Origin of the sequence: Ensifer sp. Root1252, assembly GCF_001425885.1 — a bacterium.
Lineage (GTDB): Bacteria > Pseudomonadota > Alphaproteobacteria > Rhizobiales > Rhizobiaceae > Ensifer > Ensifer canadensis.
This window is the reverse complement of record NZ_LMDT01000006.1, coordinates 178,233-198,779: the sequence shown is the minus strand read 5'-3', so window position 1 is coordinate 198,779 and position 20,547 is coordinate 178,233. Positions and strand designations below refer to the sequence as shown.

Here is a 20,547-nt window from a genome sequence, read left to right as displayed (position 1 = left end):
GTGCTGCGCAAGGCTCTGATTTCGTGCGCTTTCTTTAGTCTAGCGGGTCTGCCGGCGCTGGCGGCCACGTCGGCGCTTGTCGTCGGCGTCGACGTCTATCCGCATGAGGTCAGCCTCGATGGCGCGGTCAAGGATGCGCGCGACGTTGCCCAGGCACTGAAGACGGCGGACGTCGGCACCATCCGCGAATTCATCAACGAAAAGGCGACGAAGGACGCGATCCGCGCCGGCTGGCTGGAACTTGTCGGTGCCGCGACAAAAGGCGACATGATCATCTTCACTTATGCCGGTCACGGCGCCCAGATGCCGGAACTTGTCGCCGGCAGCGAGCCGGATGGGCTTGATGAGTTTCTGGAGTTGCCGGGATTCGATCGTAGCCGGGCCGAGGAGACGGCAAAGGAGATCATCGTCGACAATGAACTCAATGCCTGGTTCGCGGAAGCTGAGGCCAAGGGTGTCCAGGTGCTGTTTGTCTCCGACAGCTGTTATTCCGGCGGCATGAACCGATCGATCTCCGGCAAGACGCGGCTCGCACCGACGGTGCGGGCGCAGTTGCCGCCGCCGTCGCAAGAGGCGGTTTCCGGCGCGGCGGTGAAGGATGCGGACCTGTCGCAGGTGACTATCCTTGCCGCATCGCTTGAGAGCCAGCTGACACCGGAGGTGGTGATTGAAGGCGAGCCGCGCGGCGCGCTCAGTTGGAGTTTCGCCCGCGCGCTTGAGGGGGCCGCCGATCGCGATGGCGACGGGCTGATTTCGCGGGTCGAACTCGAGGATTACGTCTTCTCCAACGTCAAGCTCCAGTCCGAGGCGCTGCAGGTGCCGAACTTCACACCACAGGTGCCGCGATCGGACAGGGAGATCGTCCTGTCGCTGCCGAGAAGTGCGGCGCTGGCAGACGGCAATGGTGCAGCAGCAACAGGCCGGTCGTCAAAGCTGAAGCCCGCCCGAGACATGGGTTGGACAGGAACGCTGGCGCTCAGCGTCAACGGCACAGCGCCGACGCTTGAAAATGTCGGTGGCAGCGGTGTTCCCTATCGATGGGATGCCACGAGCGGCACATTCTACACGCCGAACGGCGACGTTGCCGGCGAACATGTCGCTGCCGACATGGTGCAGGGTGTGGTCGATAAATTCATCCTTCTTGATTTCCTGAAGGTGCTTGCCGCGCAGAACCCGGGCAAAGTCTCGCTGACGCCGGTCAAGGACATCTATTCATCAGGCGACCGCCTGAACTTCGACGCTCCGCAGTCCGGATACGCGAACATGCTGGTGTTCAATCTGGCTAATACCGGGGAAGTCCAGCTTCTCGATGCCCAGGTCTCGGGCTCCGGCAGCCATGTGTTCAAGCTCAGGGACCTGGAGGTGGTCAAACCTTTTGGCGCCGATCATCTTGTGGTCGTCTCGACAAACGCCCCGATCGATGCGGTGGTTGCTGCTTTATCCAGCCCAGGCGTCGAGGCATCCGAGTTTCTGCGCCTTCTGGAAGAGCGGCTGGACGGCACCGACAGTGCCGTCGCTATCCAACCGCTCTACACGCGGGAGCGCGGGCAATGACCGCGGACATCGGTGTCTGGCGTTTCCTGCTGCCGCTCATGGCGCTGGGGACCTGTTCGCCTGTCTTGGCTGCGGACCGGGCCTTGCTCATCGGGATAGGAAACTATCAGAACCTGCCGCCGAAGCTGTTCCTGCACGGCCCGAAAAACGACCTCGTTGCCATGGAAGGATTGCTGACAGGCACACTCGGCTTCGATCGTTCCGCGATCCGAGTACTGAAGGATGAGCAGGCGACGGGCGCGGCCATCCTGTCGTCGATCGAAGAATGGCTGGTCGCGGGCACGCAGCCCGGTGACCGGGCCTATCTCTATTATTCGGGTCACGGTCTTCAGGTGACGGATCTCGATGACGACGAGGACGACGGCATGGATGGGGCGCTGGCGCCATTCGATCTGGTCGCCAAGAACAAGGATTGGGATGGCGCCATCACTGATGACGAGCTCGATGCCATCCTCGAACGCTTGAAGGGCAGGGCGGTGACCCTGGTGATCGACGCCTGTCACTCTGGCACGATCTCGCGGTCGCTCTCCAACGATGTGTCCGCAGGCATCGACGGCGCGCGTTTCCTACCGCGCCCCGTGGCGAAACCGGTGGAGCAGGCACTGACGCGCGGGCTGCGGATCGATCTCGGCGTCGTCGACAAGCCGGCCCACGTCAACGAAAGCGGTACCGTTGCCTGGAGCGCAAGCGCGCCCTATCAGGTGGCCTGGGACGATGTGCGGCTGCCCGTCGAAAGCCGTCACGGTGTCTTCACCGCGGCCTATGTCGCCGGGCAGATGGGGGCGGCGGCGGACGCGAACGCCAATGGCCTGACCAGCAACGCCGAGCTTTTCGAATATGTCACGGTGCAATCTGCCGCTTACTGCGCCTCGCAGAAAAAATGCGAGACCCTCGACCCGCAACTGGAGACGAAGGCGCAGAACCTCGGTGCCAGTGCCATAGTGCCGGTACAGGCGCGTGCGGATGCGAAGGCTCGGTATCAGCCCGTTACCGGCAGCAGTACCGGCCAGGTAAGCTATCAGGATGCGAATGCAATCGATGCGGTCGGCGATATCGTCGGCAAGGCCGACGCTGGTGACGTGACCCTCGGCATCGACAGGCCAACGTCGATGAAGGCCGGTGACGTGTTCAAGCTGACGGTCGCAAGCAAGATTGCCGGGAGCCTCATCCTGCTCGACGTCAATGCAGAGGGCGCAGCAACCCAGATCTTTCCCAACGAGTTCGCGCAGAAGATTACCCCACTCAGCGCCAACGTGCCTTTGACACTGCCGGACGAATATTACGGCTTCGACTTCGAAGCATCGGGCGAAGGTGAGAGTGCGTTCGTTGCCCTGGTGGTCAACGATCCCGTTGATCTGGCGGCGGTCGCGCCGAAGGCACGGGGACTCAAGGTCGAGCTCCGCGCGCGCGAGACCTTGAGCGAAATAGTCTCGCGGTTGCAGAAGACCTGGACCGAGGACCTGGATAAGCGCGGCATCCGCTGGTCGGTCGGTATGCTGCGCTATCACGTCGAGTGACCGCATTTCACGACGGCCAGATAGCAAAAAAGCCCGCCGGAAAGGCGGGCTTTCTGTTTGAAGTCTAGCTCGGATGCCTAGTGCAGGATCTGGCTGAGGAAGAGCTTGGTGCGCTCATGCTGCGGATTGTCGAAGAACTCGGCAGGCGAGTTCTGTTCGACGATCTGGCCCTGGTCCATGAAGATCACGCGGTTGGCGACCTGGCGGGCAAAACCCATTTCGTGGGTCACGCACAGCATGGTCATGCCTTCTTCAGCAAGGCCGACCATCGTATCGAGCACTTCCTTGACCATTTCCGGGTCGAGCGCCGAAGTGGGCTCATCAAACAGCAGGATTTTTGGCTTCATGCACAGCGAGCGGGCGATCGCCACGCGCTGCTGCTGACCGCCCGAAAGCTGGCCTGGATATTTGAGGGCCTGCTCTGGGATCTTGACGCGCTTCAGGAAGTGCATCGCGATTTCTTCGGCCTGCTTCTTCGGCATCTTGCGAACCCAGATCGGTGCAAGCGTGCAGTTTTCCAGGATAGTCAGGTGCGGGAACAGGTTGAAGTGCTGGAACACCATGCCGACTTCGCGGCGCACTTCATCGATCTTCTTCAGGTCGTTGGTGAGCTCGATGCCGTCGACGACGATCTTGCCCTTCTGGTGCTCTTCCAGTCGGTTGATGCAGCGGATCATCGTCGATTTGCCGGAGCCCGACGGGCCGGCGATGACGATACGCTCGCCCTTCATGACCTTCAGGTTGATGTCACGGAGAACGTGGAAGTCCCCGTACCATTTGTTCATTCCGTTGATTTCGACCGCAACGTCGGTCGCGGATACGGTCATCTTGGAAGCAGTGGCTGTATTTGCCATGCGGTTCCCCCCTTTTATCGTTTATGGGCCGTGTCGAGCACACGTTCCATGAAGCCTGAATAGCGCGACATACCAAAGCAGAAAAGCCAGAATATGAAGCCTGCGAAAATTAGCCCGGAGATCGGCGTGACCGCCGAGGCCCAGTTGGCATCCGAGAAGTTCAGCCGGACGATGCCGAGCAGATCGAACATGCCGATGATCGAAACCAGCGACGTATCCTTGAACAGTCCGATGAAGGTGTTGACGATGCCGGGGATCACCAGCTTCAGCGCCTGCGGCAGCACGATGAGGTTCATCTTCTGCCAGTAGCTGAGGCCGAGCGAATCGGCACCCTCATACTGCCCCTTGCCGATCGCCTGCAGACCGCCGCGCACCACCTCGGCCATATAGGCGGAGGCGAAGAACGACACGCCGATCAGCGCGCGCAGGAACTTGTCGAAGGTCACACCCTGCGGCAGGAACAGCGGCAGCATGACACTGGCCATGAACAGAACGGTGATGAGCGGGATGCCGCGCACAACTTCGATGAAGAACGTGCACAGCATCTTGATCACCGGCATGGTCGATTTTCGGCCAAGCGCAAGCAGGATGCCTAGGGGCAGCGATACCGCGATGCCGACGAACGACAGCACCAGCGTCACCATCAGGCCGCCCCACAGTGGGGTTTCGACGAAGGTCAGACCAAACCAACCGCCTGGCAAAAGGATAAGCGACAGGATCGGTAGCACGACGAGAAGCAGGATCGCATTAATGTTCTTGTAGGGGACCTTCGGGATCAGCATCGGCGTCAGGAACAGGATGAACAGGATGCCGATGAGGGCCGGCCGCCAGCGCTCCTCGATCGGGTAACGCCCGAAGAGGAATTGGTCGAACTTGGCATTGACGAAGGCCCAGCACGCGCCGCTCCAGCCGTCCGGCTGCGAGCCGCCCTGTGCGACGGTGGCGCAGACCCCACGCCCGCCGCCCGTCCAGGCGGCATCGATGAAGAGCCATTGCACTGCCGGCGGTACGAGCCAGGCGAGCACGAGCAGGCTTATGATCGTAAGAATCGAATCCTTCGGCGTCGCAAAGAGGTTCTTGCGAAGCCAGTAGGCAAGGCCGCCCGTCAGTATGGGAGCGGGTGCAGCCTCGATCATCGAAGTGCGGACGAAATTTCCCTGGTGCGTGTTCATGATCTTACCTTTCCACCAGGGCCATGCGGGCATTGAACCAGTTCATCAGCAAGGACGTCGACAGGCTCAACGACAGGTAGACGATGATCCAGATCGACACGATCTCGACCGCTTGACCAGTCTGGTTGAGGATCGTTCCGCCGACGGCAACCAAGTCTGCGTAGCCGATGGCGATCGCCAGCGACGAGTTCTTGGTCAGGTTGAGATACTGGCTGGTGAGTGGCGGAATGATGATCCGCATCGCCTGCGGCACGACGACGAGGCGGGTCGTGAGACCGGGCCGGACGCCCAGCGCGTGGGCTGCCTCGGTCTGTCCCGTTGACACGCCACGGATACCTGCCCGAACGATTTCGGCGATAAAGGCTGCGGTATAGAAGGAAAGCGCCAGGAACAGCGACAGGAACTCCGGTCCGATGACCGAGCCGCCGGTGAGGTTGAACTTGCCGGCGACCGGCACGTCGAAGGTGATCGGCGAACCCGTTGCAAGGAAGACAAGGAGCGGGAGGCCGACGACGAGGCCTAGCACTATCCACAGAACCGGGAGGCGCTGTCCGGTTGCTTCCTGCTTGATGCGCGCATAGCGGGCCACGAAGAAGCTGGCGATGACGGCGATCACGAACGCGTAGAAGACATACTGCGAGCCGTCGCCGAAGACCGGCTTCGGAAAGGCAATGCCGCGGTTGTTGAGGAAGATGTTGAGCGGCAGCGCTGCCGATTCCCGCGGTTGCGGAAGCACGGCCAGAACGCCGCTGTACCAGAAGAAGATGACCAGCAGCGGCGGGATGTTGCGGAACACTTCGACATAGGCGAGTGACAGTTTCGCGATCAGCCAATTGTGCGAGAGCCGCCCGATGCCGACAATGAAGCCGATGATCGTTGCGGTGATGATGCCGGTCACGGCAACCAGCAGCGTATTGACGAAACCGACGACGAGCGCGCGCCCGTAGGTGGAATCGCTGGTATAGGCGATCAAGGACTGTCCGACGTCGAAACCGGCACGCCCCTTGAGGAAGCCGTAGCCGGACGCGATGTTCGCACGCTTGAGGTTTTCGATCGTGTTGTCCGCTATCCAATAGACGACGGCAACGAGGATAACGACGGTTATGACCTGGTAAAATATCCCGCGCACTTGCGGGTCGTTGATGAACGAGCCCGAAGGTTTGCTCTTCTCAGGCGTAGTTGTGACGCCAATCGCCATGCAATGCCTCTTTCCCCTTGTCACCCTTTTGGGTGTTTTTATCGTTGGGATGGGGAAGCGGCGTGCCGCTTCCCCCTTTCGTGTCGGGCCGTCTTAACGGACCGGAGGAGCGTACTGAATTCCGCCCTTGCTCCACAGCGCGTTGAGGCCGCGTTCGATCTTCAGCGGGCTGCCGGCGCCAATGTTACGGTCGAAGACTTCGCCGTAGTTGCCGACTGCCTTGATGACGTTGACGGCCCATTCGTTGGTGAGGCCGAGGTCGGTGCCGATCTTGCTGTCAGCTTCGACGCCGAGGAAGCGCTGAACGTCCGGGTTGGTGGACTTCTTCATTTCTTCGACGTTTGCCTGCGTGACGCCGAACTCTTCGGCCTGGATCAGCGCGTAGTGAACCCAGCTGACGATATCGAACCACTGGTCGTCACCCTGGCGGACGGCCGGACCAAGCGGCTCCTTCGAGATGATTTCCGGCAGGATCATGTGATCGTCGGGCTTGGAAAGCGTCAGGCGCAGCGAATAGAGGCCCGACTGGTCGGTGGTGTAGACGTCGCAACGACCGGCGTCATAGGCCGCGTTCACTTCGTCGAGCTTTTCGAAGACGACCGGGTTGTACTGCAGGTTGTTGGACTTGAAATAGTCGGCAAGGTTGAGCTCGGTGGTGGTGCCGGTCTGTACGCAGACGGCGGCGCCGGAGAGTTCGAGGGCCGACTTAACGTTCAGGCCCTTGCGGACCATGAAGCCCTGGCCGTCGTAATAGTTGACCGGGCGGAAGTTGAAGCCGAGAGCGGTGTCGCGGTTGATCGTCCACGTGGTGTTACGGGCAAGCACGTCGACTTCACCGGACTGCAGGGCCGGGAAACGTTCCTTGGCCGAAGTGGGTGTGTATTTTACCTTGGAGCCATCCGCGAAGATCGCGGCAGCGATCGCCTTGCAATAATCAATGTCGAATCCGCTCCAGTTGCCCGAAGCGTCCGGGGCAGCGAAGCCGGCGAGGCCGGTATTCACGCCGCATTGGACAAAGCCCTTGGCCTTCACGTCATCGAGTGTCGCAGCCGAAGCCGCATGTGCGCCAATCCCCATGACAGCAGCGCCAACGAGGGCTGTCAGAATTCTTCTTGCCATTTTTAGAACCTTTTTCTGTTGTCGTTCGTTCCCGTCTGCACCAGCGCGTCTCCCTGCGCGTGCAGCCTCCGCCACCCTCATGGCGCGAGTGCAATCTATCTCATGCTCAAAATCAATGAGGGTCAAGAGACGTCGCCGATTTTCTGAACTTGCGAGTAAAAAACCTGAAATAAGCCAGAAGTTTAGGCAGGTTTTGCAGAGAACGGGCAATTGCTGGGCGAAAATTCGTCAATGGCTGCTGCTTTCGGTCGCAAAGCGCCTTTGTCGGATTTTGCCACTTGACCGCGGTTGTAGGGCGTTCGAAGAGTTCCGGATCGGTTTTTCAACATCGGAATATTCAATGGCAGACAGCGGCAATGTGAATGGCAAGATGGGTATCAACACCCGACTGGCCCATACCGGAAACAAACCTTCCGACTATTTCGGTTTCGTCAATCCACCGGTCGTTCACGCGTCCACGGTGCTGTTCCCGAACGCCAGGGCGATGGAGACGCGCGAGCAGAAATACACCTACGGCACCCGTGGCACACCGACGACGGATGCGCTCTGTGACGCGATCAACGAGCTCGAGGGAGCTGCAGGCACGATCCTCGTTCCCTCGGGCCTTGCTGCCGTCACCGTGCCGTTCCTCGCCTATCTCTCGTCCGGCGACCATGCGCTCATCGTCGATTCGGTCTATTTCCCGACCCGGCATTTCTGCGACACGATGCTGAAGCGTCTCGGCGTTACCGTCGAATATTACGACCCGATGATTGGCGCTGCGATCGAAAGCCTGGTTCGCCCGAACACGCGCCTGGTTCATACGGAGGCGCCAGGCTCCAATACGTTCGAGATGCAGGATATCCGGGCGATAGCCGACGTCGCGCACCGCCACGGCTGCGTTGTCACCATGGACAACACCTGGGCGACACCGGTCTATTTCAAACCGCTCGACCATGGCGTCGACGTGTCGATCCATGCTTCCACCAAATATCCCTCAGGCCATTCCGACGTGCTGCTCGGCACGGTCTCCGCCAACGCCGCCCATTGGCCGGCGCTGACGGAAGCCATGGTCACGCTCGGCGTCTGCGTGTCTCCGGATGACAGCTACCAGATCCTGCGCGGGCTGCGCACCATGGGCATCCGCCTCGAGCGGCACCAGGAAAGCGCGCTGTCGCTCGCCACGTGGCTGGAAGGCCGTGATGAGGTTGCCCGCGTTCTGCATCCGGCGCTTCCGAGCTTCCCCGGCCACGACCTCTGGAAGCGCGATTTTACCGGGGCGAGCGGCATCTTTTCCTTCGTGCTGAAAGCTGAAAGCCCCGAGCGCTTCAAGGCGAAGGCGCACGCGTTCCTCGATGCGCTGTCGCTGTTCGGCCTTGGATATTCCTGGGGCGGCTTCGAAAGTCTGGCGCTTCACGTTGGCCTGTCGGATCGAAAGGTGGCGTTGGCGCCGACCGAGGGGCCGGTCCTTCGCCTGCAGATCGGTCTTGAGGATGTTGCCGATATTCGCCGGGATATCGAGGCGGGACTTGCCGCAGCAAGGGCAGTCTGACCGTTTTTAGCGTTCGGGAGCGCCGTAGCCGTAGAGCCAATCGAAATCGGCTGCGAGCGCTTCCGGACCCTTCATCGACAGGACGATATCTCGCCCGAGCCGGAACGGGCCGCGGGCGTGGTAGGCGAAGCGGTTGAAAGCGGCGCGGCGGCGCACTTGGGCGATGCGTGGCCGGCGTGTGGCCTCGAAGGCCCTCAGCGCTTCGCTGATGTCGTTTGCGCTGCTGAGGCAGGCTGCAAGTGCGTCTGCATCTTCGATCGCCATGGCAGCGCCTTGCGCCGCAAACGGCGTCATCGCATGGGCAGCGTCCCCGATCAGAACGATCTTTCGCCCATCCTGCCAAGCGCCGTCAGTCACTGTGCAAAGTGGCCAATAGGTCGGCGCGTCGGCGTTTTTCAGCAATGTTTGCAGGCCGTTGTTCCAGGTTGAGAAGGCGTCAAGGTAGTCGCGACGCCTGACTTCGGAATCCTTGCCGACCCAGACGCCGTCGGTTTCCTTGCCTTCGATGATCGCAACCAGGTTGAAGCCGCCAATTTCTCGCAGGGGATAGGCGACAAGATGCGCCCGTGCGCCAAGAAAGGCGGTAACGCGATCCGGCTGCAGAAGGTTGTCGACGGCAGCGCGCGTGACCGTCATGCGCCAGGCGACATTGCCCGAAAACTGGACGGTGCCAGCACCCGCAATCGCATTGCGCAGGCGCGACCAGATGCCATCGGCACCGATGATCAGCGCCGGCGTCCGCCCGGTAGTGGAGGCAATCGCCTGTTCGGCATCGCCTTCGATGCGGTGTCCCAGGTGGAGACGGCAGCGCGGCTCGGCCGTCACGGCGGCAATCAGGATTCGTTGAAGGCTTGCCCGGTGTAACACGCCGTAGGGCGCGCTCCAGCGGTCACGGGCAAAACGCCCCGAGGGAACGCGTGCAAGCGCGCGAAGCGACTTTCCATCGACGAGCGTGATCGCATCCGGCTCGGTCCAGACGGATTCGAGCGCGTCGAGCAAGCCGAGTTCGCTGAGGATGCGCGATGCATTCGGGGAAAGCTGAAGCCCGGCGCCGACTTCGGTCAGAACGGCCGCCTGTTCGATAATGTCGACGTCGAAGCCGCGATGCGCGAGGCACAGGGCCGCCGTGAGCCCGCCGATGCCGGCACCGACGATCGCGACCGCGGTTGACATCCGCGCGGGTATCAGGTCGCCTGGAAGGTGAAGAGACAGCCCGGCGGGTTGGTTTCGGTCGCCTTCAGCTTCGGATTGTAGCGATAGAGCGTCGAGCAGTAGGAGCAGACCTTTTCATTGTCGTCGCCCATGTCGATGAAGATGTGCGGGTGGTCGTAGGGAACGGACGCGCCGGTGCACATGAATTCCTTGACGCCGATCTCGATTGCCTGATGTCCGCCGTCATTCTGGAAATGGGGGATGCTGTGGCCGGCCATGTCATGCTCCGATGTATGCAAGTCTTTGAGGGTCGAATTTGCCGGCACCATAGTGAGCTTTGTTGCAAAAGTGTAGCGGCAAACACGCCGCACCTGTGGTTTTTGCCGGGCCGGGGTTCCCCTCTACGGGACGACAAATTAGGTTGCGCCAAACCGATGCCGCCTCAAGGACCAGAATGATGGATCTCAATCCGCCGCCATTTTCGCACTTCACGCATGAAGGGCTGGATATCGCCTTCTTCGACGAGGGCGATCCTTCCGGTGCGCCGATCCTGCTCGTTCACGGCTTTGCTTCGAGCGCCAACGTCAACTGGGTTTTTCCCGGCTGGCTGAAGACGCTTGGCGATGCCGGTTACCGGGTAATCGCGTTCGACAACCGTGGCCATGGCAAAAGTAGCAAGCCATACGATCCAGCCCTCTACCATCCCCAGCAGATGGCCGGCGATGCGGTCGCACTGCTCGGGCATCTCGGCATCGCAGAGGCGCATGTGATGGGCTATTCGATGGGCGCGCGCATCTCCGCATTCCTGGCGCTTGCCCATCCCGACCGCGTGCGCTCTCTGGTGTTCGGTGGCCTCGGTATGGGCATGGTCACCGGGGTCGGCGATTGGGACCCGATCGCCGACGCGCTGGTTGCGCCGTCGCTCGATGTGGTGACGCATGCACGCGGCCGCATGTTCCGCGCGTTTGCCGACCAGACCAAGAGCGATCGTCAGGCACTGGCCGCCTGCATATCGACGTCGCGTGACCTTCTGACCGCCGAGGATATGGGCCGCATCGACGCTCCGACCTTGATCGGCGTCGGCACAACGGACGATATCGCCGGCTCGCCGCAGGAACTTGCAGACCTGATGCCGAATGCCTGTGCGCTTGATATTCCGGGCAGGGACCATATGCTTGCGGTCGGTGATCGGGTGTTCAAGAAGGCGGTACTCGAATTTCTCGAAGAGGTGGGGCGAGCTTAGGTGTGTCTACGACCTCTGGTCGAACTGTGGCCCGGCCATTTATGTCCTGCCGGATTTCCCCTATATTGAAGGCATCGACCGATTAAGAAGGAGTGCGACGATGGTCGCGACGACCGAACTTCGTCAGACGGAATCCCTCAAGTTGATGGACCCGATCTGGAGCAGCCTGCGCGAGGAGGCCCGTCTTGCCGCCGAGCAGGATCCGATGCTGGCAGCGTTCCTCTATTCGACGGTCGTCAACCAGCATTCGCTGGAAGAAAGCGTCATCTACCGTATCTGCGAGCGCCTCGATCATCCCGATCTGCAGGCGAACCTGCTGCGGCAGACATTTGCCGAAATGCTGGAGGATTGGCCGGAATGGGCCGCGATCCTGCGCGTCGACATCCAGGCCGTCTACGATCGAGACCCGGCCTGCACCCGCTTCCTTGAGCCCGTGCTTTACTTCAAAGGCTTTCACGCGATCCAGACGCACCGTCTCGCCCATTGGCTCCTGAAGCGCGGGCGCCGGGATTTCGCGTTCTATCTGCAGAGCAGGGCATCCAGCGTCTACCAGACCGACATCAATCCGGCTGCCCGGATCGGCCGCGGTATCTTCCTCGATCACGCCACCGGGCTGGTGGTCGGCGAAACCGCTGTCATCGGCGACAACGTTTCAATCCTGCATGGGGTCACGCTTGGCGGCACCGGCAAGGAAGGCAGCGACCGTCATCCGAAGATCGCCGACGGCGTGCTGATCGGTGCAGGCGCCAAGATCCTCGGCAATATCCACATCGGCCACTGCTCGCGCATTGCTGCCGGCTCGGTCGTCCTCAAACCGGTGCCGCCGAAAACGACGGTTGCGGGCGTTCCCGCCAAGGTCGTCGGCGAAGCCGGGTGTTCCGAACCGTCGCGCCAGATGGACCAGATCCTGAGCAGCTTCGAAATTTGAACCATCGGGAACCGGTGCGTAGCTGCTTTCGAGGGGTTTACACCCGCCAATGCAGCGTGCGAGAAGCGCCGCACATCAAAAACGGCTACGGAGAAGACATTTGAAGCCCGAAGAAATCCGCAAGCTTGAAGCCTACCTCAAGCGCACGTTCAACCAGTCGATGGTCGTCAAGGCTCGCCCGAAGAAGGACGAGTCGGCTGAAGTCTATCTCGGTGACGAATTCCTCGGCGTCGTCTTCCGCGACGAAGAAGATGGCGAACTGTCCTACAACTTCTCCATGGCGATCCTTGACATCGACCTCTAAGTCGCTGATCGATGGTTTCAGGAAATGACCCGGTGGCGAGCGATCGCGCCGGGTTTTTCAATGCTTTCATGTTTTTTCAGGGCGTAAAGTCGAAGAATTTTGAACGTCGGCTGCGTTTTTTCATCAAGCTGTTGCAAGTATTGTGTTTTATTGCACTGCACGCTGGACTTGACTTTTTGTGCAGTGCACATAAACTAAAGCCTTCAGATCAGGCCGTCACTAAGGAGACACCCGATGTTCAACTTCGATGATGCAAACAAGAAAAGCAAAGAAGCCATTGACGTGGCTGTGAAAAGCTATTCCGCCTGGACCAAGGGCCTTCAGGCCATTGCGACCGAGGCTGCCGATTTTTCCAAGAAGTCCTTCGAAGACAGCGTTGCCCATGTGGAGAAGCTCTCCAGCGTCAAGAGCGTCGAGACGGCCTTCGAACTGCAGACCAATTTCCTGAAGTCGAGCTATGAAGGCTTCTTTGCCGAGGCAACCAAGATCGGCGAGATGTATGCCGACCTCGCCAAGGACGCCTACAAGCCGTACGAAGCGCCGGTTGCCAAGGCAACCGCAGCGGTCAAGGCTGCTGCTGCCGCGTAACGCAACGGATCATTGCCGTCATTTGGAAGGCCGGTCGCCGATACAGCGACCGGCCTTTTTGCTGTTTCGCGCACTTCGCGGTGGATCGAAGAAAGTTGATCAATCTTCTGCCTCTCCGTGCGATTATGATTGCAGTGCGTTGGTTCGGTCTTAAAATCTAGAAACGAACCATTAGATAAAGGGCAAGCACGCTGCGGCCACATCAGATGGATCCGCGGCTTGTACTAAGGAAAAGACACGAATGATCGCCATGCCGGTCCGGATGCAGCAAGGAAGCGACGACGAAGGAGGCGGAAGCAATCGCAGCACCTCCGTCATCACGCGCACCAAGCCGAAGACCAAGAAGCCGAGTTTGTATCGCGTTCTGCTTTTGAATGACGATTACACGCCAATGGAGTTTGTCATCCACATTCTGGAACGTTTTTTTCAGAAGAACCCGGAAGAGGCGACTCGCATTATGCTCCACGTCCACAATCACGGTGTGGGGGAGTGCGGCGTCTTTACGTACGAAGTCGCCGAAACGAAGGTGACGCAGGTGATGGATTTCGCCCGCCAGCATCAGCATCCGTTGCAATGCGTCATGGAAAAGAAATGAGGAACTAACGTGCCAACATTTTCGCCCAGCCTCGAAAAGGCGCTGCACCAGGCACTGACTTTTGCCAACGAGCGCCACCACGAATATGCGACGCTTGAGCATCTGCTTCTGGCATTGATCGACGATGCCGACGCAGCGGCCGTGATGGGCGCGTGCAACGTCAATCTCGAGACGCTGCGCAAGACCGTGACAGATTATGTCGACAACGAATTGTCGAACCTGATCACCGGCTATGACGAGGATTCGAAGCCGACCGCCGGTTTCCAGCGCGTCATCCAGCGCGCCGTCATTCATGTCCAATCGTCCGGACGCGAGGAAGTGACGGGGGCGAACGTTCTCGTTGCCATCTTCGCCGAGCGCGAGAGCCATGCCGCCTATTTCCTGCAGGAGCAGGAGATGACGCGCTACGACGCGGTCAACTTCATCTCGCACGGTATCGGCAAACGGCCGGGAAGCTCCGAGGCACGTCCGGTGCGCGGAGCTGAGGAACACGAATCCGAGCAGAAGCCTGCACGCGAAAACGAAGAGGCAAGCGCCAAAAAGCAGCAGGATGCCCTGACGGCCTATTGCGTCAATCTCAACGAAAAGGCGAAGTCCGGCAAGATCGATCCTCTGATCGGCCGCCACGCCGAGGTCAACCGCACGATCCAGGTTCTCTGCCGCCGTTCGAAGAACAACCCGCTCTATGTCGGCGACCCCGGCGTCGGCAAGACGGCGATCGCCGAGGGCCTTGCCAAGCGCATCATCGAAAAGAAGGTGCCGGAGGCGCTCCAGGACGCGACGATCTTTTCGCTCGACATGGGCACGCTGCTGGCCGGAACGCGCTATCGCGGCGATTTCGAAGAGCGCCTGAAGCAGGTCGTCAAGGAACTCGAGGACTACCCGGGTGCGGTGCTGTTCATCGATGAAATCCATACGGTCATCGGTGCCGGCGCCACCTCAGGCGGCGCTATGGATGCGTCGAACCTGTTGAAGCCTGCGCTTTCGTCGGGCGCGATCCGCTGCATCGGGTCGACCACCTACAAGGAATACCGGCAGTTCTTCGAAAAGGACCGCGCGCTGGTGCGCCGCTTCCAGAAGATCGACGTCAACGAGCCGACGATCGCCGATACCATCGAGATCATGAAAGGCCTGAAGCCCTACTTCGAGGATTATCATCATCTGAAATACTCGAACGAGGCGATCAAGGCGGCGGTCGAGCTTTCGGCCCGCTACATCAACGACCGCAAGCTGCCGGACAAGGCGATCGACGTGATCGACGAATCCGGTGCAGCCCAGATGTTGCTGCCGGTCAGCAAGCGCCGCAAGCTGATCACCGAGCGGGAGATCGAAGCCACCGTCGCGACAATGGCCCGCATTCCGCCGAAGACCGTCTCCAAGGACGACGAGGCGGTGCTGGCCAACCTCGAGAAGGAACTGCGTTCCGTCGTCTACGGCCAGGATCTGGCGATCGAGGCGCTTGCCTCGTCGATCAAGCTCGCCCGCGCGGGCCTGCGTGAACCGAACAAGCCGATCGGCTGCTACGTCTTCTCCGGTCCGACCGGCGTCGGCAAGACCGAAGTCGCCAAGCAGCTTGCGACGTCGCTCGGCGTCGAGCTCCTACGTTTCGATATGTCGGAATACATGGAGCGGCACACCGTATCGCGTCTGCTCGGTGCACCTCCCGGCTATGTCGGCTTCGACCAGGGCGGCCTTCTGACCGATGGCGTCGACCAGCATCCGCATTGCGTGCTGCTGCTTGACGAAATCGAGAAGGCGCATCCAGACCTGTTCAACATCCTGCTGCAGGTCATGGACCATGGCTCGCTCACGGATCACAACGGCAAGAAGATCGACTTCCGTAACGTCATCCTGATCATGACGACCAATGCGGGCGCTTCGGAAATGGCACGGGCCGCTATCGGCTTCGGGTCGTCCAAGCGCACCGGCGAGGACGAAGAAGCGTTGAACCGCCTGTTCACGCCCGAGTTCCGCAACCGTCTCGATGCGGTCATCCCGTTCGCATCGCTGCCGACGCCGGTAATCCATCAGGTCGTGCAGAAGTTCGTCATGCAGCTGGAAACCCAGTTGGCCGAACGCAACGTCACGTTCGATCTGGCGCCCGATGCCATCGCGTGGCTTGCCGAGAAGGGCTACGACGAGAAGATGGGTGCGCGGCCGCTCGCCCGCGTCATCCAGGAGCACATCAAGAAACCGCTCGCCGACGAGATTCTGTTCGGCAAGTTGAAGAAGGGCGGCGTACTGCGCGTGACGATCGGCACGAAGGCCGACGGAACCAAGGGGTTGCTGCTTGATGCCGTTCCGGAAACGGCGCCAATCAGGCCGAAGGCGGAAGTGACCCGCCCCGCGATGAAGAGCGCCAAACCGAAGAAGGCCGAGGAAAAGGAAGCCGTCGGCGCTGAACCGGCACCGAAGGCCAAGCCGAAGAAGGTAGCAACCAAGTCGTCTTCGGACGACGACGGTAAGGCTGCCGGCGAGGCGAGCCCACGAAAGGGCAAGACGGTGCCGAAGGTGCCACGCAAGAAGTAGCCCGATCGGGCATGATGTTTGGCGCTGCCGGATGGTCTCATCCGGCAGCGTTTCTCTGAATGAAAACAATCCCGGAATGACTGATGAAGAGTGATGAAAACGACCAGTCGTCGGTCGTCTGGTTTCTGACTGGGATGCGTGGCCTGTTCAGCCTTCCGGCCTTTATCCTGATGCTGTCCTTCGTCGGCTTCTGTTCCCTGACGGCTCAGGCTGGAATTCCGCCGGAGCAGGTCGTTTTCATGACCGGCATGGTGTGGGCACTGCCGGCCAAGGTCATTCTCGTCAGTTCGATGATGAGCGGTGCCAGTCTCGCGGCTGCTTTCCTCGCTGTGTCGCTTTCGTCTGTCCGGTTGATGCCGATGGTTGCAGCACTCATTCCGGAGCTGCGCACAGCGAAAACGCCGACATGGCTACTGCTGTTCTTGTCGCACTTTGTCGCGATCACCGCCTGGGTCTTTGCCATGGAAAAGGTGCAGGCGGTGCCACGCGAGAAGCGCGTTGCCTTCTTCGCCGGCTTTGGCATCACGCTCGTCGTCGCCAACATGGTGTTGGTCGCCATCGTCTATCACTTTGTCGCCGATTTTCCGCCGATTGTCGCCGGCTGCCTGTTCTTCCTGACGCCGATCTACTTCCTGGCTTCGATCTGGCATTCGGCACGTCATCCGGTGGTCTACATCGCGCTGCTCTTCGGTCTTATCGCCAGTCCGCTGTTCTATTGGCTCGCCCCTGAATTTGACATCCTGCTCGCAGGCGTTGGCGGCGGCACGCTGGCCTGGGCGGTGGAAGGGCTCTGGCGCCGTCGCCGGGAGATCGGCGCATGACCTGGCAGGACGGTTGGTGGGCCTACGCCTTCATCGCGATCGCCGGCTGGCTCGCGACCGACATCTGGCGCTGGCTGGGTGTTATCGCCGGAAACCGGCTGCGCGACGATTCCGAGGCATTGAACTGGGTGAGGGCGGTGGCGACTGCGCTCGTCGCAGCCGTCATTGCCAAGCTCATACTCTATCCGACAGGCGTTCTTGAGCAATCGCCGTTATGGCTGCGTCTGGGAGCCGTCGCGATAGGGGCAACGGCATTCTTCCTGCTTGGCCGCAAACCGGCAATCGGCATAGCAACAACGATCGCAACGTTGGCTGCAGGCCTATGGTGGCTGGGCTTCTAAAGTGCGTCGCGATCTTTCAGATTCACTTGATGCGCTTTAAGCTTTTGTTTTTGCGTATGTCGTTATCGCAAAACCGCTGAACACTTTTGCGGGACATACTTTAGGGGCTCAATACGCAGCCGGTGACGGCCGCTGGTGCGACCGTCAGATTCGCATTTAAAGTGCCTGGCGCACTTTCTCGGCGTTGGCGGCCAATACCGCGCCATCTTCCATCGTGCCGGAATGCGGCTTCAGCGGAATTCCGTCGCGCCGCGGGATAACGTGGAAGTGCAGGTGGAAGACGGACTGGCCGGCAGGAGCCTCGTTGAACTGCATGATCGTCACGCCGTCGGCGTCGAAGGCTTCCTTGGCTGCGACGGCGATTTTCTGAACGGCGGTGATCAGTGCCGGCAGGCTCGTAGCGTCGGCATCCAGCAGATTGCGGGAAGCGGCTTTGGGGACGACCAGTATGTGGCCTTCAGCCTGCGGCATCACATCCATGAAGGCGATCGTCGCATCGTCCTCGTAGACCCGGTGCGACGGGATCTCGCCCCGCAGGATCTTCGCGAAGATGTTGTTGGTGTCGTAAACGCTCATTGTATTTCCTCGTAGATTGGATCCGGCCAGCGCCGAGAGCGGTTCAATCGTCCTGGCGCTCACCTTTGCGGAAAGGGCCGTGTTCGGCAAGAAACTCAGCCGTCTCTTCCACATCCCTTCGTTCGCGAACGAGATAGTCCGAGACCGCCCGGGCGAGGCCGGGATGGCTGATGTAGTGCGCTGAATGCGTCGTGACCGGCATGTAGCCGCGGGCGAGCTTGTGCTCGCCCTGCGCGCCGGCTTCCACGCGTTTGAGGCACTTTGCGATGGCGAAATCGATGGCCTGGTGATAGCAGACTTCGAAATGCAGGAAGGGGTGCTCCTCGATGCAGCCCCAGTGGCGGCCATAGAGCGCGTCGCCGCCGATGAAGTTGATCGCGCCTGCGATATAGCGGCCGTTGCGCCGTGCCATCACCAGCACAATGTCGTCCGCCATGCGCTCGCCGATCAGCGAATAGAAGGCGCGGGTGAGATAGGGGCGCCCCCATTTGCGGTCGCCGGTGTCCATGTAGAACGTGAAGAACTGGTCCCAGATTGCTTCCGTCAGATCGCTGCCGGTCAACCAGTCGATCGTGATGCCGTTTTCGAGTGCGGCGCGACGCTCCTTCTTCAGGGCCTTGCGCTTTCTGGATGCCAGCGTTTCCAGGAATTCGCCGTGCGTGCCATAGCCTTCGTTCAGGAAATGGAACTGCTGGTCGGTTCGATGCAGGAAACCTGCCCGTTCGAATACCGGCATCTCGGCATCCGGGACGAAGGTCACATGCGCCGATGAGGCGTCATGCCGCCGTGCAAGCTCCTTCAGACCTGCCGCAAGCCCGTCCTGTACGGGCGAGCCGTCTTGGCCCGAAACCGTCAGGAGCCTCGGTCCGGTTGCGGGCGTGAAGGGAATGGAGCCTTGAAGTTTGGGGTAATAACGACCGCCGGCGCGCTCGAACGCATCCGCCCAGCCGTGGTCGAAGACATATTCGCCCTGGCTATGGTTTTTCAGATAGCAGACGAGCGCCCCAAGAAGCTCTCCGTCAGCGCCCTCCATCAGCAGGTGTTGGCCGAGCCAGCCGCTTTTGGCCGTGGCCGAACCCGATTCCTCCAGCGCCGAGAGATAGGCGTGCGAGACGAACGGGTTGTAGACCGCCCCGTCTCGTCCCTTCGCCGCGCCGGAAAGCATGTTCCAGCGCGCCGCCGGTATCTCGGAGAAGGATTGCTCTATGCGGATGGTGACGGCGTCGGACATGAGCTCAGGAAATCAATGCCTCCCGCGGGTCGAAACCCTCGAAGGTCATCTGATCGGCGTTGGCGTAGGTATATTCTTCAGCCTGCCTGTCGCGAACGGTCCAGGTGATGATCGTTCGGCCGAGCGTACGTTCCTTGGTGATGAACGAGTTCGGCAGATGGCCGTAGTGGTAGGAGATGAAGTCGAGGCCGAGTTGCATGGCCTCTTCATGCACGAAGAAGGTCTCCGGCCTTGCCCCCTCGGCGGTCAACCCGAGCGGATAGGGTGCATCGAGCGCTTTCAGATCCTTGAGCAACCAATGGTCGAAGCTCATGAGGGCGACATGGCCTTTGTAGCCTTCGAGCGTTTCCAGGACGGCGGCGGCAAACCCCTCGTCGTCGTCCTTGCGTCCCTTGAGCTCGATGATGAGCGGCACGCGCCCTTTGACGAGCCGAAGCATTTGCGACAGCGTTGGCACCCTGTCCTTCGTTCCGCCGATGGACATCAGGCCGAGCTCGCCGGCCGTCCTCGATCGCACGTCACCCTTGATGCCGCACAGCCGCTCGGTGTCGTCGTCGTGGAAGACGACCGGCACGCTGTCGGCGGTGTATTGCAGGTCGCATTCGATCGCAAAGCCGGCATCAACAGCGCGGGAAAACGCCGAAAGCGTGTTTTCCCAGACTTGCTTGTTCATGTCGTGATAGCCGCGATGGGCGATCGGTTGAGCTTTCAGCCAGGAAATATCTGTCATGCCCGGCACCCGATCACGCGATCTCGATGACCGCGTCGATCTCGACGGCGGCATTGAAGGGCAGGGCGGCCATGCCGACGGCAGCGCGCGCGTGCTTGCCGGCGTCGCCAAGGACGTTTGCAAGCAGGTTGGATGCGCCGTTGAGGACGAGATGCTGTTCGATGAACTCTGGTGTCGAGGCAACGAAGCCGTTGATCTTGACCAGCCGGCGGATGCGGCCGAGGTCGCCGCCAAGTGCGGATTTGGCTTGTGCCAGAATGTTGATCGCGCAGAGTTCGGCGGCGCGCTGGGCGCCCGCGACGTCAACGTCCTTGCCCACATGGCCGGTAACGGCGATCTTTCCGCCTTCCATTGGCAGCTGTCCGGAGATGTAGAGCATCGAGCCGCTGATGACGTAGGGCACATAGTTCGCCGCCGGGGCTGCAGCCTGGGGAAGGGTGACGCCGAGGTCCTTGAGGCGCGTTTCGATCTCTGCGGACATGGAAAGCTCCGTTGTTGTCTTTTGTGTTAAAATCCGGCATTCAGACCGGATCGCAGCGGGATGCGGCATTTAAATGTGGTGAC

At 60.6% G+C, this 20,547-nt stretch carries 22 protein-coding genes; 12 read left to right on the top strand and 10 right to left on the bottom strand.

Features of this window, described 5'->3' with window-relative positions:
• The gene (locus tag ASD02_RS09005; protein ID WP_025426797.1) at positions 1 to 1,554 is read left to right on the top strand and encodes a caspase family protein; all 1,554 of its coding nucleotides are present in this window, start codon (positions 1 to 3) and stop codon (positions 1,552 to 1,554) included.
• Positions 1,551 to 3,071 (top strand): caspase family protein, encoded by a 1,521-nt coding sequence (locus ASD02_RS09000; protein ID WP_057220544.1) that lies wholly within the window; start codon positions 1,551 to 1,553, stop codon positions 3,069 to 3,071. Before ASD02_RS09005 ends, ASD02_RS09000 begins: the two co-directional genes overlap by 4 nt.
• Before the next feature lie 77 nt (positions 3,072 to 3,148).
• On the opposite strand, the gene ASD02_RS08995 is transcribed toward ASD02_RS09000, so the two are convergent.
• The 4 genes from ASD02_RS08995 to ASD02_RS08980 all read right to left on the bottom strand — a co-directional run bounded on the left by ASD02_RS08995 (position 3,149) and on the right by ASD02_RS08980 (position 7,414).
• On the bottom strand, positions 3,149 to 3,925 hold the full coding sequence (locus ASD02_RS08995; RefSeq protein ID WP_025426799.1) for an amino acid ABC transporter ATP-binding protein: 777 nt from the start codon (positions 3,923 to 3,925) through the stop codon (positions 3,149 to 3,151).
• Between the two features lie 14 nt (positions 3,926 to 3,939).
• Positions 3,940 to 5,097 carry an amino acid ABC transporter permease gene (locus ASD02_RS08990; RefSeq protein ID WP_025426800.1) on the bottom strand — a complete coding sequence of 386 codons (1,158 nt, stop codon included), beginning with the start codon at positions 5,095 to 5,097 and terminating at the stop codon, positions 3,940 to 3,942.
• A 4-nt stretch (positions 5,098 to 5,101) separates the two neighbouring features.
• Positions 5,102 to 6,295 (bottom strand): amino acid ABC transporter permease, encoded by a 1,194-nt coding sequence (locus tag ASD02_RS08985; RefSeq protein WP_025426801.1) that lies wholly within the window; start codon positions 6,293 to 6,295, stop codon positions 5,102 to 5,104.
• Between the two features lie 93 nt (positions 6,296 to 6,388).
• Entirely contained in the window at positions 6,389 to 7,414 is a 1,026-nt protein-coding gene (locus ASD02_RS08980; RefSeq protein WP_025426802.1) for an amino acid ABC transporter substrate-binding protein, read from the bottom strand.
• Between the two features lie 340 nt (positions 7,415 to 7,754).
• On the opposite strand from ASD02_RS08980, the gene ASD02_RS08975 reads away from it, so the two are divergent.
• Entirely contained in the window at positions 7,755 to 8,945 is a 1,191-nt protein-coding gene (locus ASD02_RS08975) for a cystathionine beta-lyase (protein ID WP_025426803.1), read from the top strand.
• A gap of 6 nt (positions 8,946 to 8,951) precedes the next feature.
• Here ASD02_RS08975 and ASD02_RS08970 read toward each other — a convergent pair whose 3' ends face one another.
• On the bottom strand, positions 8,952 to 10,118 hold the full coding sequence (locus ASD02_RS08970; protein ID WP_057220543.1) for an FAD-dependent monooxygenase: 1,167 nt from the start codon (positions 10,116 to 10,118) through the stop codon (positions 8,952 to 8,954).
• An 11-nt stretch (positions 10,119 to 10,129) separates the two neighbouring features.
• The gene (locus ASD02_RS08965; RefSeq protein WP_025426805.1) at positions 10,130 to 10,375 is read right to left on the bottom strand and encodes a zinc-finger domain-containing protein; all 246 of its coding nucleotides are present in this window, start codon (positions 10,373 to 10,375) and stop codon (positions 10,130 to 10,132) included.
• 179 nt (positions 10,376 to 10,554) lie between these two features.
• Between ASD02_RS08965 and ASD02_RS08960 the strand changes: the two genes are divergently transcribed.
• The 9 genes from ASD02_RS08960 (at position 10,555) to ASD02_RS08925 (ending at position 17,446) form a co-directional block, all read left to right on the top strand.
• Positions 10,555 to 11,340 (top strand): alpha/beta hydrolase, encoded by a 786-nt coding sequence (locus ASD02_RS08960; RefSeq protein WP_025426806.1) that lies wholly within the window; start codon positions 10,555 to 10,557, stop codon positions 11,338 to 11,340.
• Between the two features lie 100 nt (positions 11,341 to 11,440).
• The gene (gene cysE / locus ASD02_RS08955) at positions 11,441 to 12,268 is read left to right on the top strand and encodes a serine O-acetyltransferase (protein WP_057220542.1); all 828 of its coding nucleotides are present in this window, start codon (positions 11,441 to 11,443) and stop codon (positions 12,266 to 12,268) included.
• 100 nt (positions 12,269 to 12,368) lie between these two features.
• On the top strand, positions 12,369 to 12,572 hold the full coding sequence (locus ASD02_RS08950) for a DUF3126 family protein (RefSeq protein WP_003535016.1): 204 nt from the start codon (positions 12,369 to 12,371) through the stop codon (positions 12,570 to 12,572).
• A gap of 32 nt (positions 12,573 to 12,604) precedes the next feature.
• Positions 12,605 to 12,823: a hypothetical protein gene (locus ASD02_RS38050; protein WP_128090394.1), complete on the top strand. Its 219-nt coding sequence runs from the start codon at positions 12,605 to 12,607 to the stop codon at positions 12,821 to 12,823.
• Entirely contained in the window at positions 12,807 to 13,160 is a 354-nt protein-coding gene (locus ASD02_RS08945) for a phasin family protein (protein ID WP_025426808.1), read from the top strand. The genes ASD02_RS38050 and ASD02_RS08945 overlap by 17 nt, the downstream gene beginning before the upstream one ends.
• A 241-nt stretch (positions 13,161 to 13,401) precedes the next feature.
• Positions 13,402 to 13,755, top strand: coding sequence for an ATP-dependent Clp protease adapter ClpS (gene clpS / locus ASD02_RS08940; protein ID WP_025426809.1), 354 nt, complete (start codon positions 13,402 to 13,404; stop codon positions 13,753 to 13,755).
• Positions 13,756 to 13,764: 9 nt separating this feature from the next.
• Positions 13,765 to 16,284: an ATP-dependent Clp protease ATP-binding subunit ClpA gene (clpA, locus tag ASD02_RS08935; RefSeq protein ID WP_025426810.1), complete on the top strand. Its 2,520-nt coding sequence runs from the start codon at positions 13,765 to 13,767 to the stop codon at positions 16,282 to 16,284.
• Between the two features lie 83 nt (positions 16,285 to 16,367).
• On the top strand, positions 16,368 to 17,105 hold the full coding sequence (locus ASD02_RS08930; RefSeq protein ID WP_025426811.1) for an AzlC family ABC transporter permease: 738 nt from the start codon (positions 16,368 to 16,370) through the stop codon (positions 17,103 to 17,105).
• Positions 17,102 to 17,446 (top strand): AzlD domain-containing protein, encoded by a 345-nt coding sequence (locus tag ASD02_RS08925; RefSeq protein ID WP_038576042.1) that lies wholly within the window; start codon positions 17,102 to 17,104, stop codon positions 17,444 to 17,446. The genes ASD02_RS08930 and ASD02_RS08925 overlap by 4 nt, the downstream gene beginning before the upstream one ends.
• 156 nt (positions 17,447 to 17,602) lie before the next feature.
• Here the strand turns inward: ASD02_RS08925 and ASD02_RS08920 are convergent, their stop codons facing one another.
• From ASD02_RS08920 to ASD02_RS08905, 4 genes are read right to left on the bottom strand one after another with little or no spacing between them, the layout of a single operon-like run.
• Positions 17,603 to 18,022: an HIT family protein gene (locus ASD02_RS08920; RefSeq protein ID WP_025426813.1), complete on the bottom strand. Its 420-nt coding sequence runs from the start codon at positions 18,020 to 18,022 to the stop codon at positions 17,603 to 17,605.
• 43 nt (positions 18,023 to 18,065) lie between these two features.
• Complete coding sequence (locus ASD02_RS08915; protein WP_057205064.1) at positions 18,066 to 19,253, bottom strand: GNAT family N-acetyltransferase; 1,188 nt, start codon at positions 19,251 to 19,253, stop codon at positions 18,066 to 18,068.
• Between the two features lie 4 nt (positions 19,254 to 19,257).
• Complete coding sequence (locus ASD02_RS08910; protein WP_057205061.1) at positions 19,258 to 19,983, bottom strand: glycerophosphodiester phosphodiesterase; 726 nt, start codon at positions 19,981 to 19,983, stop codon at positions 19,258 to 19,260.
• Positions 19,984 to 19,996: 13 nt separating this feature from the next.
• Positions 19,997 to 20,464, bottom strand: a complete 468-nt coding sequence (locus tag ASD02_RS08905) for a RidA family protein (protein WP_025426816.1) — start codon at positions 20,462 to 20,464, stop codon at positions 19,997 to 19,999.
• Positions 20,465 to 20,547: the final 83 nt, after the last annotated feature.